General features: G+C 66.6%; 13 protein-coding genes. 2 read left to right on the top strand and 11 right to left on the bottom strand.

Translation table 11 applies throughout. The features are described 5' to 3' along the window. Positions 1 to 120 precede the first annotated feature (120 nt). From secG to uvrC, 9 genes are all read right to left on the bottom strand, one after another. Positions 121 to 351, bottom strand: a complete 231-nt coding sequence (gene secG / locus M9952_14260) for a preprotein translocase subunit SecG (protein MCO5314086.1) — start codon at positions 349 to 351, stop codon at positions 121 to 123. Between the two features lie 72 nt (positions 352 to 423). Beyond that, entirely contained in the window at positions 424 to 816 is a 393-nt protein-coding gene (locus M9952_14255) for an MmcQ/YjbR family DNA-binding protein (GenBank protein MCO5314085.1), read from the bottom strand. Positions 817 to 959: 143 nt separating this feature from the next. Next, positions 960 to 1,730, bottom strand: coding sequence for a triose-phosphate isomerase (gene tpiA, locus M9952_14250; GenBank protein ID MCO5314084.1), 771 nt, complete (start codon positions 1,728 to 1,730; stop codon positions 960 to 962). Then, positions 1,723 to 2,862 carry a phosphoglycerate kinase gene (locus M9952_14245; protein ID MCO5314083.1) on the bottom strand — a complete coding sequence of 380 codons (1,140 nt, stop codon included), beginning with the start codon at positions 2,860 to 2,862 and terminating at the stop codon, positions 1,723 to 1,725. Before M9952_14245 ends, tpiA begins: the two co-directional genes overlap by 8 nt. 1 nt (position 2,863) lies before the next feature. Further along, on the bottom strand, positions 2,864 to 3,877 hold the full coding sequence (gene gap, locus M9952_14240; GenBank protein MCO5314082.1) for a type I glyceraldehyde-3-phosphate dehydrogenase: 1,014 nt from the start codon (positions 3,875 to 3,877) through the stop codon (positions 2,864 to 2,866). 97 nt (positions 3,878 to 3,974) lie between these two features. Beyond that, positions 3,975 to 4,928: a YvcK family protein gene (locus M9952_14235; GenBank protein MCO5314081.1), complete on the bottom strand. Its 954-nt coding sequence runs from the start codon at positions 4,926 to 4,928 to the stop codon at positions 3,975 to 3,977. Next, complete coding sequence (gene rapZ, locus M9952_14230) at positions 4,912 to 5,757, bottom strand: RNase adapter RapZ (protein ID MCO5314080.1); 846 nt, start codon at positions 5,755 to 5,757, stop codon at positions 4,912 to 4,914. The genes M9952_14235 and rapZ overlap by 17 nt, the downstream gene beginning before the upstream one ends. Before the next feature lie 91 nt (positions 5,758 to 5,848). Beyond that, positions 5,849 to 6,721 carry a class I SAM-dependent methyltransferase gene (locus M9952_14225; protein MCO5314079.1) on the bottom strand — a complete coding sequence of 291 codons (873 nt, stop codon included), beginning with the start codon at positions 6,719 to 6,721 and terminating at the stop codon, positions 5,849 to 5,851. 11 nt (positions 6,722 to 6,732) lie between these two features. Beyond that, positions 6,733 to 8,616: an excinuclease ABC subunit UvrC gene (gene uvrC, locus M9952_14220; GenBank protein ID MCO5314078.1), complete on the bottom strand. Its 1,884-nt coding sequence runs from the start codon at positions 8,614 to 8,616 to the stop codon at positions 6,733 to 6,735. Positions 8,617 to 8,784: 168 nt separating this feature from the next. Here uvrC and nadA point away from each other — a divergent pair, with 168 nt between their 5' ends. Continuing rightward, complete coding sequence (gene nadA, locus M9952_14215; protein MCO5314077.1) at positions 8,785 to 9,897, top strand: quinolinate synthase NadA; 1,113 nt, start codon at positions 8,785 to 8,787, stop codon at positions 9,895 to 9,897. Positions 9,898 to 10,031: 134 nt separating this feature from the next. On the opposite strand, the gene M9952_14210 is transcribed toward nadA, so the two are convergent. Further along, positions 10,032 to 10,790 carry a glycosyltransferase gene (locus M9952_14210; protein ID MCO5314076.1) on the bottom strand — a complete coding sequence of 253 codons (759 nt, stop codon included), beginning with the start codon at positions 10,788 to 10,790 and terminating at the stop codon, positions 10,032 to 10,034. 17 nt (positions 10,791 to 10,807) lie between these two features. Here M9952_14210 and M9952_14205 point away from each other — a divergent pair, with 17 nt between their 5' ends. After that, positions 10,808 to 12,097 carry a hypothetical protein gene (locus M9952_14205; protein ID MCO5314075.1) on the top strand — a complete coding sequence of 430 codons (1,290 nt, stop codon included), beginning with the start codon at positions 10,808 to 10,810 and terminating at the stop codon, positions 12,095 to 12,097. Here M9952_14205 and uvrA read toward each other — a convergent pair. Continuing rightward, entirely contained in the window at positions 12,075 to 14,924 is a 2,850-nt protein-coding gene (gene uvrA / locus M9952_14200; GenBank protein ID MCO5314074.1) for an excinuclease ABC subunit UvrA, read from the bottom strand. The two genes, M9952_14205 and uvrA, sit on opposite strands and share 23 nt — an antisense overlap. Positions 14,925 to 14,976 lie beyond the last annotated feature (52 nt).

Here is a 14,976-nt window from a genome sequence, read left to right as displayed (position 1 = left end):
CCGCACCCGCACGCGAAGATTCTGCTGAAAGCGACACCACGTGTCGCTTTCAGCAGAAAGTTTGACGCTAGCCGCCGAACGGCAGCCGCGAGCCAACGGCGAGACGCCGGCCGCGGCGGACTACTTGTCCATCAACAACGCGAGGATGACCGTGTTGAACGAGAACAGCAGCGCCACGACAACCGTGATGCGCGTGAGCTGACGTTCCATCGCCGTCGAACCCGAGGCCGCGGCGCTCAGGCCACCGCCGAACATGTCGGACAGACCGCCACCCTTACCGCTGTGGATCAACACGAGCACGATGACCGCGATCGACAACACGAACTGGAGGACCAACGACACGAGGTACATAGCGTCCTACACCTTACTCGCACTGGCCCCCGTAGCGGCTACTCCCCCGCTACTCCCCCGCTACTCCCCCGGCTACTTCCCGGCTTCGAGTTGCGCAGCGAGCACCTTCGGGGCGACCTTGCGGTACGCGTCGAGCAGGATCTCGCGGACCTCGTCCCAGTCGCAGTCCTCCGCGAGATGCACCCCGATCCACCCGCGATGGCCGAAGTAGGGCGGACGGTAGAACCGGTCCGGTTCCGCCTCGATCAGTTCGGCCTGCACGCCATCGGGAGCGGGACACATGAAACCCAGATACCCGTCGTCGTGATGATCGGCAACGAAGTACGCCACAACCCGCTTCTCGCGCACGAACCACGTGGGCATCTCGTGACTCAGCCGCTCGCTGACCTCGGGAAACGACATGCAGATCCCCCGAACGCCGTTGAGCAACTCGTCGTGTCGTGCGTCGTCCCAAGCCCTTGCCATCCCCCCGACGCTACCCGAAGCAACCCGCCGCGATTGCTCGACACGCCGCTACCCGCAGCAACCCGCCCTCAAGAACCCGAAACGCCCGGTGTCGCGGCTGCGGTCACAGCCGAAACACCGGGCGTCCCAGAAAATACAAACGATCAGCGGAACTGCACGATGCGGGCGAAGTCGTCCGCATCGAGTGCGGCGCCGCCGACGAGCGCACCGTCGATGTCGGGCTGCGCCATCAGCTCCGACGCATTACCGCCCTTCACCGAGCCGCCGTACTGGATCCGTACCGCGTCGGCCGCTGCCTGCCCGGCCACCTCGGCCACCACCGTGCGGACGTGCTTGCACATGGCCTGCGCATCGTCGGGGGTGGCGGTCAAACCGGTGCCGATCGCCCAGATCGGCTCGTAGGCGATGACCATCGAGGCCACCTGTTCGGTGCTCAGCTTCGCGAGACCGGCACGGATCTGGCCGCCGACCTTCGCCTCAGCCTCGCCGCCTTCGCGTTCGGCCTGGGTCTCGCCGCAGCACAGGATCGGCGTCATCCCCGCCTTGAACACGGCGTGCACCTTCTTGTTCACCATCTCGTCGGTCTCGCCGAAGATCTCGCGACGTTCCGAGTGGCCGAGGATCACATAGCTGACGTTCAGCTTCGCCAACATCGACGGTGCGACCTCACCGGTGAAGGCGCCCTTTTCCTCGAAGTAGCAGTTCTGCGCACCCAGCACGATCGACATGCGATCCGACTCGATGGCGGTCTGCACGGTCCGGATGTCGACAAACGGCGGGTGAACCGTCACCTCGACGGCGTCGTAGTTGTGACCCGCAAGGTTGTAGCTGAGCTTCTGGACGAGCGTGAGGGCCTCAAGGTGATTGAGGTTCATCTTCCAGTTGCCGCTGATGATCGGGATGCGCTTAGGCATTGCTTGCTCCTCTGAGGGCCGCGAGGCCGGGAAGGTCGCCCTTTTCGATGAGTTCCAGCGAGGCGCCGCCGCCGGTCGACACGTGGTCGACGTCGGCCGCAAGTCCGAACTGGGCGATGGCCGCGGCACTGTCGCCGCCGCCGATCACGCTGAATCCCCTGGTTTCGGCCACCGCCTCGGCGACCGCCTTGGTGCCGGCCTCGAAACGCGGGTCCTCGAACACCCCCATCGGGCCGTTCCACAACACGGTGCGCGCACCGAGGATGATCTCGGCGAAGTTGCCGGCCGATTCGGGGCCGATGTCGACGCCCATGTAGCCATCGGGAACGTTGCGCCCGACGTGGCGAACGTCGCCGCCCGCCTCCGGGTCGAACAATTTGCCGTTGGTGACCACGATGTCGGTCGGCAGATGCAGCCGATCGGCGTGGGCGTCGAGCAGGCGCTTGCAGTTGTCGACCTGTTCGGCCTCGAACAGCGAATTGCCGATCGAATGGCCGAGCGCAGCCAGGAACGTGAAACACATGCCCCCGCCGACGATCAGACCATCCGCGATGTCGAGCATCGCCTCGATCACACCCAACTTGTCCGACACCTTCGACCCGCCGGTGATGGCGATGAAGGGGCGCGCCGGGTCGTTGCGCAACCCGCCGAGCACCTCGACCTCCTTGGCCAACAGGCGACCCGCGGCGGAGGGAAGGAACTGCGGCGGACCGACGATGGACGCGTGCGCACGGTGCGAGGCACCGAACGCGTCGTTGACGTACAGGTCGTGACCGGCGATGAGTTCCTGCACGAAGGCAGGGTCGTTCGCGGTCTCGCCGGCGTTGAAGCGGACGTTTTCCAACAGCTCCACGCCGGGGGCGAGTTCCGCGAGGCGGGCCCGAACCGGCTCAACGCTGAACGCCGGATCGGGCGCGCCCTTGGGGCGTCCCAGGTGGGTGACACAGGTGACCTTCGCACCGCGCTCGGTCAACCACGCGAGGGTGGGCAACGCGGCGCGGATGCGCAGGTCATCGGTGATGGTCTTCGAGCCGTCATCGTCCTTGATGGGCACGTTGAAATCAACGCGCACCAGGACCGACTTACCCGAAACGTCGGGCAGGTCCTCGAGTTCTGGAACGCCGAACTTCATCTCAGCCCTGGTTGGCCGCGCCGACCTTGAGCGCCAAGTCGACGAGACGGTTCGAGTAGCCCGACTCGTTGTCGTACCACGACAGCACCTTGACCATGTTGCCCATCGCCATGGTGAGGCCCGAGTCGAAGATCGAGCTGTAGGTGGAACCCACGATGTCGGAGCTGACGATCGGCTCGTCGGTGTACTGCAAGATGCCCACGAGCGGGCCCGACTCGGCGGCGGCCTTGAATGCGGCGTTCACTTCGTCGACGGTGACCTCGGTGTTGAGCAGGCCGGTGAAGTCGGTGATCGAACCGGTGGGGATCGGCACACGCAACGAGGTGCCATCGAGGCGGCCCTTCATCGACTCCAACACGAGCGACGTGGCGCGGGCGGCACCGGTGGAGGTCGGCACGATGTTGATCGCGGCGGCGCGGGCACGACGAAGGTCGGAGTGCGGGCCATCGACGAGGCTCTGGTCGCCGGTGTAGGCGTGGATCGTGTTCATGAGGCCCTTGTCGACGCCGAACGCATCGTCGAGGACCTTGATCAGCGGCACGAAACAGTTGGTGGTGCACGACGCGTTCGACACGACGATGTGGTTCGCCGGATCGAAGGTGTCGTCGTTGACGCCGACCACGAAGGTGGCATCGGCGTTGGTCGCCGGGGCCGACACGATGACGCGGGGAGCGCCACCTTCGATGTGGGCAGCGGCCTTTTCGCGGTCGGTGAAGAATCCGGTCGACTCGATGACGACGTCGACGCCGAGGTCACCCCAGGGCAGGTCGGCGGGGTTGCGCTCGGAGAGCACCTTCAACACGTCGCCGTCGACATCGATGCCGCCGTCGACCGCCTTGATGACGCCCGGGTAGGTGCCACCGACCGAGTCGCGCTTGAGAAGGTGCGCCATCGTGGTCAGCGAACCCAGATCGTTGACGGCCACAAAGTCGATGTCGACGCCGCGTGCCTTTGCCGCGCGGAAGAAGTTACGACCGATACGACCGAAGCCGTTGATACCTACACGAACGCTCATTTCGCTCCTCATTAGCGTTGGATGACCCCTCCATTGTTGCCCAAAGTGGCGACAGAAAGGGAACCGGCCGGTGGTTTGTCGGCGTCGCGGCGCCGATTCAGAGGTCCGCGAGCCACGTGCGCACGGCGTCGGCGAGCTTCACGGTGTCATGTGCACGCCCACTGGCGTTGGCCAGCGGCGCCGCGATCGCCCCGCCGACCGGATCTCCCATCGGCAAGGTCGACGGGTCATACAGCACCGCGTCGGGGACGAGGCCGTGGCGGCCGAGCGCCTCGACGTGATCCGACAGCGTGTACCCCTCCGCTTCGCCGGGCTGCGAGTGCAGATTGGCGACATAGAGCACCGGGGCGTCGGCCGCATTGATCGCCTCGACCAGCCCCGGAGCAGCCAGCGCCGCGAGCACCGAGGTATATAACGAACCCGGCCCCACGAGTACGGCGTCGGCCTCGCCGATCGCATCGAGCGCGCTGTACGGCGGGCGCGCGTCGCCCGGTTCGAGGCGAACGCGACGCACTCCGACCGTACGCATCACCGCGACCTGCCCGCGGACCTCGTCCCCCGACCCGGTCGTGGCCACCAACTCCACCGGGGTCATCGTCGCCGGCAGGACGCGCCCGGCGATGTGCAGCATCTCGCCGGCCGCGTCGACGGCATCGGGAAGGTCCTCGAACACCGCAGCGAGGGCACTGAGCATCAGGTTGCCGAACGCGTGACCCTCGAGGTCGCCGTCGGAGAACCGGTACCCGAAGGCACGAGCCAGCGGGGTCGACGGATCGGCGAGCGCCAACAGACACTTGCGCAGGTCCCCCGGTGCCGCCTGATCCACCGCCTCGCGAAGCCGCCCGCTCGAACCGCCATCATCGGCCACCGACACGATCGCGGTGAGCTGGGAGGTGATGGTCCGAAGTGCGCGCAACGAGGCTGCCAGACCGTGGCCACCTCCGAGCGCGGCGAGCCTCGGTTCAGCGACGAGCCGCGGGTCAGCTGCGAGCCTGGGTTCAGCTGCGAGCCTGGGTTCAGCTGCGAGCCGCGGGTCAGCGTGCGATGTCACGGTGATACACCCGCGGTTCGACACCGAACGCCTCGATGCGGCGGGCGATCGCCTCAGCCATGGCCACCGAACGGTGACGTCCACCGGTGCAGCCCAGCGCGATCGACAGATACGACTTGCCCTCGGCGCGATAGGCCGGCAGCAGCAACTCCAGCAGGTCGACGAAGCGGTCGAGGAACTCCGCGGTGTTCTCCTGAGCTTCGAGGTACTCGACGATTTCCGGGTCCTGGCCGGTCAGCGGGCGCAGATGATCGATCCAGAACGGGTTGGCCAGGAACCGGCAGTCCATGACGATGTCGACGTCGGCCGGCACCCCGTGCTTGTAGCCGAAGCTCATCACCGTCGTCGCCATCGGGTCGAGCGCGTCGTCGCCACCGAACAACTCGTTGACCCGCTCCTTCAGCGCATACGGCGTCAGGCTGCTGGTGTCGATGTGCAGGTCGGCGGCCGCCCGCACCGGGGCGAGGGTCCTACGCTCGCGCTCGATCGCCTCGCTCAGGCTCTCCCCCACCAGATGGGGGTGACGGCGCTTGGTGCTCTCATAGCGGCGGACCAGCACCTCGGTGGTCGCATCGAGAAACACCATCCGCACGCTCGACCCGTTCGCGCGCAGATGGGCGATCCCCGCCTCCAGTTCCTCCGCGGCACCGGCCCCCATGGCGATCGCCAAACGCACGTCCTGACGTTTGCCGATCGCGAGCTCATGAACCTGTTCGATGAGCGCAGGTGGCAGGTTGTCGATGACGAACCACCCGAGATCCTCGAGGTGATTGCCGAACTGGGACCGACCGGCCCCGGACATACCGGTGATGATGAGGATTTCGCTCACGTTCTCACCGTATCGGTGTTCCACTCAGCATCCGCGCTCTGGCCGATACGACGCGCCCCTCGCTCCGACCTGTTCGGGCCGAAACGCAGCCCTACCTACCGCCGGCCAGGGTGTGGACGGTGAGCAACAGCCGCGGGATGGTGTCGGCGTCGCTGTACTCGGGGGTTTCGGCCAGGAACCCGGAGGGCGGAGCGGGCTCGATGAAGGCCGTGAGGTTCAGCCCGAGGTCGGCGGCCGCGTTCAGGTACCGACCGAGCGGACGATGATGGAAGGTCAACGACACGTCGCGGCCCACCTCCTCACTCGTCGTCGTTTCCACCAGGTACGGGCCGATGCGCCAGTACTGCTCCTCAAGGATGTGATCGTCGATCCACCCCGAATTCGGGGTCTGCAGGATCGGGTGATTCATCAGCACCAGCATCCGTCCGCCGGGCCGCAGCACGCGGGCGACCTCGGCGAACGCCGCTTCGAAGTCCTCGATGTGTTCGATCACCAGACACAGCACCGCGGCATCGACCGAGTCGTCGGCGAGGGGAAGGCGGACCGCGTCGCCACGCACCCAACGAACGGCTGCGACCCCGGCGTTCGCGGCGTCGCGCTCGCAGCCGACCGCGATCTGCGACTCGCTGCGCTCCACGGCGATGGAGACATGCCCGTTCGCCGCCGCCATGCGCGCGATCTGGCCGTCGCCGGCCCCGATGTCGAGCACCGTTGCCGCCGCCGGCAACCACTGCGCCACCAGGGGGATGATCTGTTCGACGTACTCCGAGTCGGCCCCGTCGGTGAATCCGTCCTGCCACCAGGCCGCATGGCGTTCCCATTCGGCGGCGGTATTGGCCTCGTGCACGCTCGGGCCCCGGTCGGCCGCACCGCTGACGCTCGCACCGCTGCCGGCCTCGCTGCGGTCGGACGCGCTGTCGGACGCGCTATCGGACGGGCTGTGATCGGTTCGTTCGCCTGACACGGGGGTCGAGCCTATGTGTCGCCGGCCTCGGGGTGTGTCTTGGCGTACACCGCCTCCGCCACCGCATCGGGCAGCCAACTCAACGCCTTCAAGGTGTCGAGCGACGCGGCCTTCACCGCGTTTACCCCACCCAACTCCGACACCAGCCGTTTGCGGCGGGTCGGCCCCAACCCGGCGATGTCGTCGAGCACCGACCGGGTCATGCGCTTGCCGCGCCGCTCGCGGTGGAACGTGATGGCAAAGCGGTGGCTCTCGTCGCGAATCCGCTGCAACAAGAACAGTGCCTCGGATTGGCGGGGCACCCGGACCGGAGCCGAGCGCCCGGGCACGAACACCTCCTCGAACTGCTTCGCCAACGAACACACCGGAATCTCCTCGTCGAGGCCGAGCGACTCGAGCACGCGAACCGCCACGCCGAGTTGCCCCTTGCCGCCATCGACCACCAGGAGCTGCGGCGGGTACTGGAACCTTCCACGCTCCTCGACGGGCTTGGCGCGGTCTTCCAGATAGTTCGTGAAGCGCCGCGTCAGCACCTCCTCCATGGCGGCGAAGTCGTCGGAGTCGCCGATGCGCTGGCCGCCGACGGTGTTGACCTTGAACCGGCGGTACTCGCGTTTGTCGGGCAGCCCGTCGCTCATCACGACCATCGACCCGACGTAATCGGTGCCCTGGAGGTGACTCATGTCGAAGCACTCGATCCGAAGCGGTGCCTCTGGCAGATCGAGGTAGTCCTGCAGTTCCTGGAGGGCCTTGGCGCGACTGTTGTGATCGGAGGCCCGACGCAGACGATGACGGCGAAACTCCTCATCCGCGTTCTGTGTCACCGTCTCGGCCAACGACCGCTTGTCGCCTCGCTGCGGCACCCGAATCTCGACGTTCGATCCCCGCTGGGTGCTCAGCCACTCGCGATAGACCTCCGAGTCGTCGGGTTCGGTCGGCACCAGCACCTGTTTCGGCACTCCCAGTGGCGGCTCTTCGAAATACAGCTCCTCGAGCACCCGCTCGACGACCTCGCTGTCGCTCAACGCCAGAACCTTGTCGAGCACAAACCCCTTGCGACCAACGACGCGACCTCGCCGCACGTAGAACACCTGAACGGCCGCCTCGAGGTCGTCCTGGGCGATGCCGATCACGTCGAGGTCCTCGTCGCGGGCGGCCACCATCTCCTGTTTCTCGATGGCCCGCTTCACCGCGGCGAGGCGATCGCGCAGCCGGGCGGCCAGTTCGAACTCCAGATCGGAAGCGGCGTCGTGCATCTGCTGTTCGATGCGCTTGACGATGTGGTCGGTGTCGCCGTCGAGGAACTCGATCAGTTCGCGAACCAACAGGTCGTAGAACGGCTTGTCGATCTCACCGACGCAGGGACCCGAGCACTTCTCGATGTGGAACAACAGACACGGCCGGCCCTGGCGCTCGTGGGTCCGGAACTTCGAGTCGCTACACGTGCGGATCGGAAAGGTCCGCAACAACAGATCGAGGGTCTCGCGGATCGCATACGCGTGGCCATAGGGGCCGAAGTAGCGAACACCCTTGCGTTTCGAACCGCGCATGACCATCGCCCGCGGCCACTCGTCCTCGACCGTGACGGCAAGAAACGGATAGCTCTTGTCGTCGACGAGCCGCACGTTGAACCGGGGCCGATGCCGTTTGATGAGGGAGTACTCCAACATCAACGCGTCGACCTCGGTCTTGACCTGCATCCACTCGACGCTGTCCGCGGTGGCCACCATCTGCGCGGTGCGCGGGTGCATCAGGCGCGGGTCGCCGAAGTAGTTGTTCAGCCGCTGGCGCAAGGATTTGGCCTTGCCGACGTAGATGACCCGACCCTCGGCGTCTTTGAACTGATAACTCCCGGGGGCGTCGGGAATGGAGCCGGCGGGAGGACGGGTGACCACGGGCCCAACGCTACCGGCACGGTTCGGCCCCCTCGGCACGGTTCGGCACGGTTCGGACGTCGCCTGGGCAAAATTGCTTTCGTCCCGATTCGGGAATGCGAAACGATGGGATCCGGTTGTCCCGCGGCTGAGCACTACCGTGGTCGGCACCTACCGTCAGGAGGCATCATGACGACAGCAACCCCGATCTCGCTTCGCATCCAGCGTTCACTCGACGAGTCCTACACCGAGGCCTCCGACGCCGAACTCGCCGCACGTATCGAAAAAGCGAAGGCGACCCTCGGCGATCGCCTCTTCATCCTGGGCCACCACTACCAACGCGACGAGGTCATCCGCTGGGCCGATGCCCGGGGCGACTCGTTCAAGCTCGCCTCCCTCGCGAAGGCCCGCCCCGAGGCCGACTACATCGTGTTCTGCGGCGTGCATTTCATGGCCGAGGCCGCCGACATCCTCACCGGCGACCACCAACAGGTCGTGCTGCCCGACCTCAACGCCGGATGTTCGATGGCCGACATGGCCGACATCGACGCCGTCGAGGAGGCCTGGGAAGACCTGGCCGAACACGTCGATATCAGCCGCGTGATCCCCATCACCTACATGAACTCCGCCGCCGACCTCAAGGCCTTCGTCGGGCGCAACCACGGCGCGGTGTGCACGAGTTCCAACGCCAGGGCGGTGCTCGAGTGGGCCTTCGAGCGCGGCGACCAGGTGCTGTTCTTCCCCGATCAGCACCTCGGACGCAACACCGGCTATCAGATGGGCTACGACGAGTCCCACATGCGGGTGTGGAACCCCCGCTTCGACCTCGGTGGGCTCACCCCCGACGACGTCACCGCCAAGTTCCTGCTCTGGAAGGGCCACTGCTCGGTGCACCAGCGCTTCTCGGTGAAACACATCGAGGACTTCCGGGCCGCGAACCCGGGGGCGCTCATCGTCGTACACCCCGAGTGCAGCCACGAGGTGTGCGACGCCGCCGACATGGTCGGATCCACCGAGTACATCCTGCGAGCCGTGGCCGATGCCCCCGAGGGGTCGGTCATCGGGGTCGGCACCGAGATTCACATGGTGAATCGCATGGCGAACGAGACCCCGAACAAGACGGTCGCCTCGATCGACCCGCTCGTGTGCCCGTGCTCGACCATGTTCCGCATCGACGGCCCGCACCTGGCGTGGGTGTTGGAGGAACTCGTCGAGGGCCGGGTCCCGAACCGGATCGTCGTCGACCCCGAAGACGCCGCGTGGGCCCGGGTCGCGCTCCAGCGGATGCTCGACATCACCTGAGCTGTTCCCGCCACCGCCCGCCCGATTCCCCCGCCGCGCGCCCGCCCGATTCCCGTTCTGTAGGTAATCGCGGTTGCTATGACAACCGCGATTACCTACAGAACGCCCAACGAGGGCGGGGCGCCGGGGGCGGGTCAGACGCCGCCGCGGTGTCTCCACAGGTGGCGGGCGACGGCCACTCCGTGCTGGGCGCCGCGCACGGTCAGCAGGTTCTTGTGTCGGCGTCGCGGCGGGTGGACGCACTCGGCGCCGGCCACCTGCACGAGACGGCGGCCGCTCTTCTTGAGGCGGAGGCAGAAGTCGACATCTTCAGGACCGTAGAAGTAGGTCTCGTCGATGCCGCCGATCGACTCCCACGCCGAGCGTTCAAACAGTTGACACGCACCGATGGCGAAGTCGATCTCCCACGTCGGCTCCCCGTCGACCGCCACGGGTTGGTAGTCCCCCCGAAGGTTCAGCGCTCGGGCCATCTTCAACCTCAACGTCGGGGCCATGCCTGCGGACTCTTCGGGGCGCTGGCCCGCATAGACGGGCGCGCTGAACGACACATCGCCCGGCACGGGGGTCCGCACGGCGTCGAGCAGGCGTCGCGCACAGTCGGGGCGCAACTCGGCATCGCTGTCGAGCAGCAACACGTAGGGGTTGTGGCCCGACGCAATGCCGAGGTTGCGGCCGCGAGCCACCCCGAGGTTGCGTTCGGACCGGATCAGGCGCACCCGGGGGTCGGTTTGCAGGTCCTCGGCGAGGAGCGGTGCGGGTTCGCTGCCGTTGTCGACGACGTGGACCGACACCTCGACCCCGACGCTGCCCAGCGCGGAGCGAATCGCCGTGTCGAGCATCGACGGCTCATCGTTCCAGGTGAGGATCACGACATCGACGGAGTTCAGATCCATACCGGTAGCGTAAAGGTGTGAGTGGCAAAACCGGTCGGGCTTCCTCGTTCCGCCAGGTTCGCGGTGTCGGGCTTCGCGTCGCCGGCAATGTGGCCGAGTTCGGTGGGTACGTTCTGCTGGCGCGCTCGCTCGGACCCAGTTCGTTCGGACGAATCTCGGTCCTGTTGGTCATCGTTCGATTCGTAGCGCTCGCGTGTGACCGGGGCGTCGCCTACGCCGGAACCCGCGAGGTCGCTGGCCGAGGAGCCGACAGCCCGGCCATCTGGGCGTGGCAGCGTCGGCGGGAGTCGTGGTCGCTGGCCGGAACCGCCCTCGTCGCCCTCGCCACCGTGGCGATCGGTTGGCCCGAACTCGCACCGATGGCGCTCGGCGTGTTCGCCCGTGGAGCGAGCCGAGAATGGATCGCCACCGGCCAGAACCGCCTCGAAATCGCGGCGGTGCCCTCCCTCGTTCACGGCGCCGGCATCGTGGCGGGAGTACTCGCCGTCGACCGCATCGTCGCGGGAGGCACGACGGACTCGAGCGCGTCGCTCATCATCGGAGCGGCAGCGCTGCTCTGGTACGCAACCTCGGTGGCGATCAACCCGGCGCCGCGCGGGCACCGGTCGACCGCCGGCGCTCCGGCGGGAGGACACGGACAGGTGGCGATCTTCGCCGAGAACCTCATCATCTCCCTCGACGTCGTGTTGTTGGCGTGGCTCGTGAACGACCACGAGACCGGCATCTACGCGGCCATGTTGCGATTCCCCAACGCGTTGTCGCTCGTGTTGTGGTTGTCGATCACCGCCGCCGTCCCGAGGGTCGTCGCGCTCGCCCGCCACGGCGGTGCCCACGACGCCGAACTACGACGTCGTTGCATGCGACTCTCCGCGCTCCTCGGCATCGGAACCGCCGCCGGCGGCGCGGCGATCGCAACGCTGGCCGTCACGGTGTTCGGCGAGGAGTACCGCGACGGCCGCAGCGCGCTGGCGCTGTTGTTGATCGGATCCGTGGCCCTCGCACTCTCGGCGCCGTTTCGCACCCTGCAGCTCGTCGCCGGCGACGACTCCGGGGTCGCCCGGGTTTCGGTGATCATCGCCGCCTTCACCCTCACCGGGTTCGTCGTGACGATTCCGATCTGGGGGATGAACGGCGCCGCGGCCTGCAGTGCCGCCAGCCAGGTCGCCTTCCTCGCATTCTTCTGGGCGAATACCCGGCGCGGCGCGGCGACCGCTCAGACCGTGACCGCGCAGACCGCGCAGACCACACCGGCGAGTCCAACCGGCACGGGCGAACGAAGGACCGTTACAGACCCAGCAACGGCTTGAGGAACTGCCCCGTGTGGCTGGCGTCGACCTTGGCCACGGCCTCGGGCGCCCCCTCGGCCAACACCGTTCCGCCGCCGGCACCGCCCTCGGGGCCGAGGTCGACGATCCAGTCCGCGGTCTTGATGACGTCGAGGTTGTGTTCGATCGTCAACACCGAGTGTCCGCTGTCGACGAGGCGTTGCAACACCCCGAGAAGCTTGCGGATGTCTTCGAAATGCAGCCCGGTTGTGGGCTCGTCGAGCACGTACAGCGTGTGGCCCTTCGAGCGGCGCGCCAACTCGGTGGCCAGCTTCACCCGCTGCGCCTCGCCCCCCGACAGGGTGGTGGCGGGCTGGCCGAGGCGGACATAGCCGAGGCCGACGTCGACGAGGGTCTCCATGTAGCGGGCGATGTTCGGCTGGTTAGCGAAGAACTCGCTCGCCTCCTCGACGGGCATGTTCAACACGTCCGCGATCGACTTGCCCTTGAAGAGGATCTCGAGGGTGTCGCGGTTGTAACGGGCGCCCTTGCACGCCTCGCAGGGCACATAGACGTCGGGCAGGAAATGCATCTCGATCTTGATGGTGCCGTCGCCCGAACAGGCCTCGCAGCGGCCGCCCTTCACGTTGAACGAGAAACGACCGGGCAGATAGCCGCGCACCTTCGCCTCGGTCGTGGCGGCGAACAGCTTGCGGATGTGGTCGAACACGCCGGTGTAGGTGGCCGGATTCGACCTGGGCGTGCGCCCGATCGGCGACTGGTCGATGCTGATGACCTTGTCGATCTGGTCGATGCCCTCGATGGTCTTGTGGAGCCCCGGCGGGGTCTTGGCCCCGTGCAACTGCTGGCTGAGCGAGCGCAACAAGATGTCGTTCACCAGCGTCGACTTGCCCGACCCCGACACCCCGGTGATCGCCACGAACACGCCGAGGGGAATCTCCACGTCGATGTTGCGCAGGTTGTTCTCACGTGCTCCACGGATGATGAGCCGGCGCTCACCGGGCTCGCGGCGGGTCTCGGGCACCTCGATCTTGAGCCGACCCGACAGGTACTTGCCCGTCATCGACTTGCGGTTCTTCAACAGCCCGGCGACCGAACCCGAATACACGACCTCACCGCCGTGCTCCCCCGCGCCCGGCCCGATATCGACCACGTGATCGGCCACGGCAATCGTGTCCTCGTCGTGTTCGACCACGATCACCGTGTTGCCCAGGTCGCGCAGATACTTGAGGGTCTCGATGAGGCGGTGGTTGTCGCGCTGATGCAACCCGATGGAGGGTTCGTCGAGCACGTACAGCACCCCGGCGAGCCCAGAGCCGATCTGGCTCGCCAAACGGATGCGCTGGGCCTCGCCGCCAGAAAGCGTCGCCGCGCTTCGATGCAGGTTCAGGTACCCCAGACCGACGTCGACCAGGAACCTGAGCCGGGCGGTGATCTCCTTCAGGACTCGCTCGGCGATCTGTTTTTCACGGTCGCTCAACTCGAGGCCGGCGATGATGTCGAGCGCGGTGGTGATCGGCTGACTCGACAGCTCGAAGATGTTGTGGCCGGCGACGGTGACCGCGAGGGAGTACTCGTTGAGGCGTGCGCCGCCGCAGCTGTGGCACGGCACCTCGCGCATGTAGCCCTCGGCGTTCTCGCGGGCCCAGTCGCTCTCGGCTTCCGAATGGCGCCGCGACAGCCACGGGATGACCCCCTCGTAGGTGGCCGAGTAGGTACGGGTGCGGCCGTAACGATTGCGGAACTTCACCAGCACCTTGTCGCCGGCCTCGACCCCGTACAGCATCAGCCGCCGCTCATCAGAATCGAGGCTGGCCCACGGGGCGTCGATGTCGATGCCGAACTGCTCGGTGGTGGATTCGAGGAGGCGGTGGAAGTACTTGGCGTGCCCGCTCGCCCACGGGTGGATGGCGCCCTCGCCGATCGACAGGTCGGGGTTGGGCACGACGAGTTCGGGGTCGACCTCGAATTTCACACCGAGGCCCTGACAGGTCGGGCAGTAACCGTAGGGCGTGTTGAACGAGAAGTTGCGCGGTGCGAGTTCGTCGAAGCTCTTGCCGTCGGAGGGCCGCGACAACTTCTCCGAGAACGTCAACAGTTCGGGCTCGCCGTCTTTGGGCAGCAGCTCGATGTGGGCGACCCCCTCGCCGAGGCGCAGCGCGGTCTCCATCGACTCGGTGAGGCGCCGTTCGAGATCGTCGCGCAACACCAGACGGTCGACCACGACGTCGATGTCGTGCATCTCGTAGCGAGCCAGCTTGAGCGGCGAGTCGCCCGTGATCTCGGCCAGGTCGTGCACCTCACCGTCGACCTTCACGCGGGCGAACCCATCCTTGGCGAGATCGGCGAACAGCTTCTCGTAGGTGCCCTTGCGCCCGCGCACCACCGGGCCGAGCACCTGGAACCGGGTTCCGGGCTCGAGGGCCAGGACCTTGTCGACGATCTGCTGGGGCGTCTGCTTGATGAGCTCCTCGCCGGTCTCGGGGTCGTGCGGAACTCCGACGCGGGCATACAGCAGGCGCAGATAGTCGTAGACCTCGGTGACCGTGCCGACCGTCGAGCGCGGGTTTCTCGACGCGGTCTTCTGGTCGATGGAGATGGCCGGCGACAGCCCCTCGATCACCTCGACGTCGGGTTTGTCCATCTGGCCGAGGAACTGGCGGGCATAGGAGGACAACGATTCGACGTATCGCCGCTGCCCCTCGGCATAGATCGTGTCGAACGCAAGGGAACTCTTGCCGGACCCCGACAGCCCGCAGAACACGATGAGGCGATCGCGAGGAAGGTCGAGGGAGATGTTCTTGAGGTTGTGCTCTTTGGCGCCGCGAATGGAGAGGGTATCGGCCATCGGACGTTACGCTATCACATCGCTTCCGAACACTCGTTCGTCGGCCGGATGC

It is taken from the genome of Microthrixaceae bacterium (assembly GCA_023957975.1).
In the GTDB taxonomy this organism is placed as follows: Bacteria; Actinomycetota; Acidimicrobiia; order Acidimicrobiales; family Microtrichaceae; genus JAMLGM01.
Note: the sequence above shows the minus strand (reverse complement) of the source record. Positions and strands in the feature narration are given on the sequence as shown.

Coding starts and splice junctions, on each gene's coding strand:
- M9952_14245 (MCO5314083.1), bottom strand. CDS start 2,862: ATGAAGTTCGGCGTTCCAGAACTCGAGGACCTGCCCGACGTTTCGGGT.
- M9952_14255 (MCO5314085.1), bottom strand. CDS start 816: ATGGCAAGGGCTTGGGACGACGCACGACACGACGAGTTGCTCAACGGC.
- M9952_14210 (MCO5314076.1), bottom strand. CDS start 10,790: ATGGATCTGAACTCCGTCGATGTCGTGATCCTCACCTGGAACGATGAG.
- gap (MCO5314082.1), bottom strand. CDS start 3,877: ATGAGCGTTCGTGTAGGTATCAACGGCTTCGGTCGTATCGGTCGTAAC.
- uvrA (MCO5314074.1), bottom strand. CDS start 14,924: ATGGCCGATACCCTCTCCATTCGCGGCGCCAAAGAGCACAACCTCAAG.
- secG (MCO5314086.1), bottom strand. CDS start 351: ATGTACCTCGTGTCGTTGGTCCTCCAGTTCGTGTTGTCGATCGCGGTC.
- tpiA (MCO5314084.1), bottom strand. CDS start 1,730: ATGCCTAAGCGCATCCCGATCATCAGCGGCAACTGGAAGATGAACCTC.
- nadA (MCO5314077.1), top strand. CDS start 8,785: ATGACGACAGCAACCCCGATCTCGCTTCGCATCCAGCGTTCACTCGAC.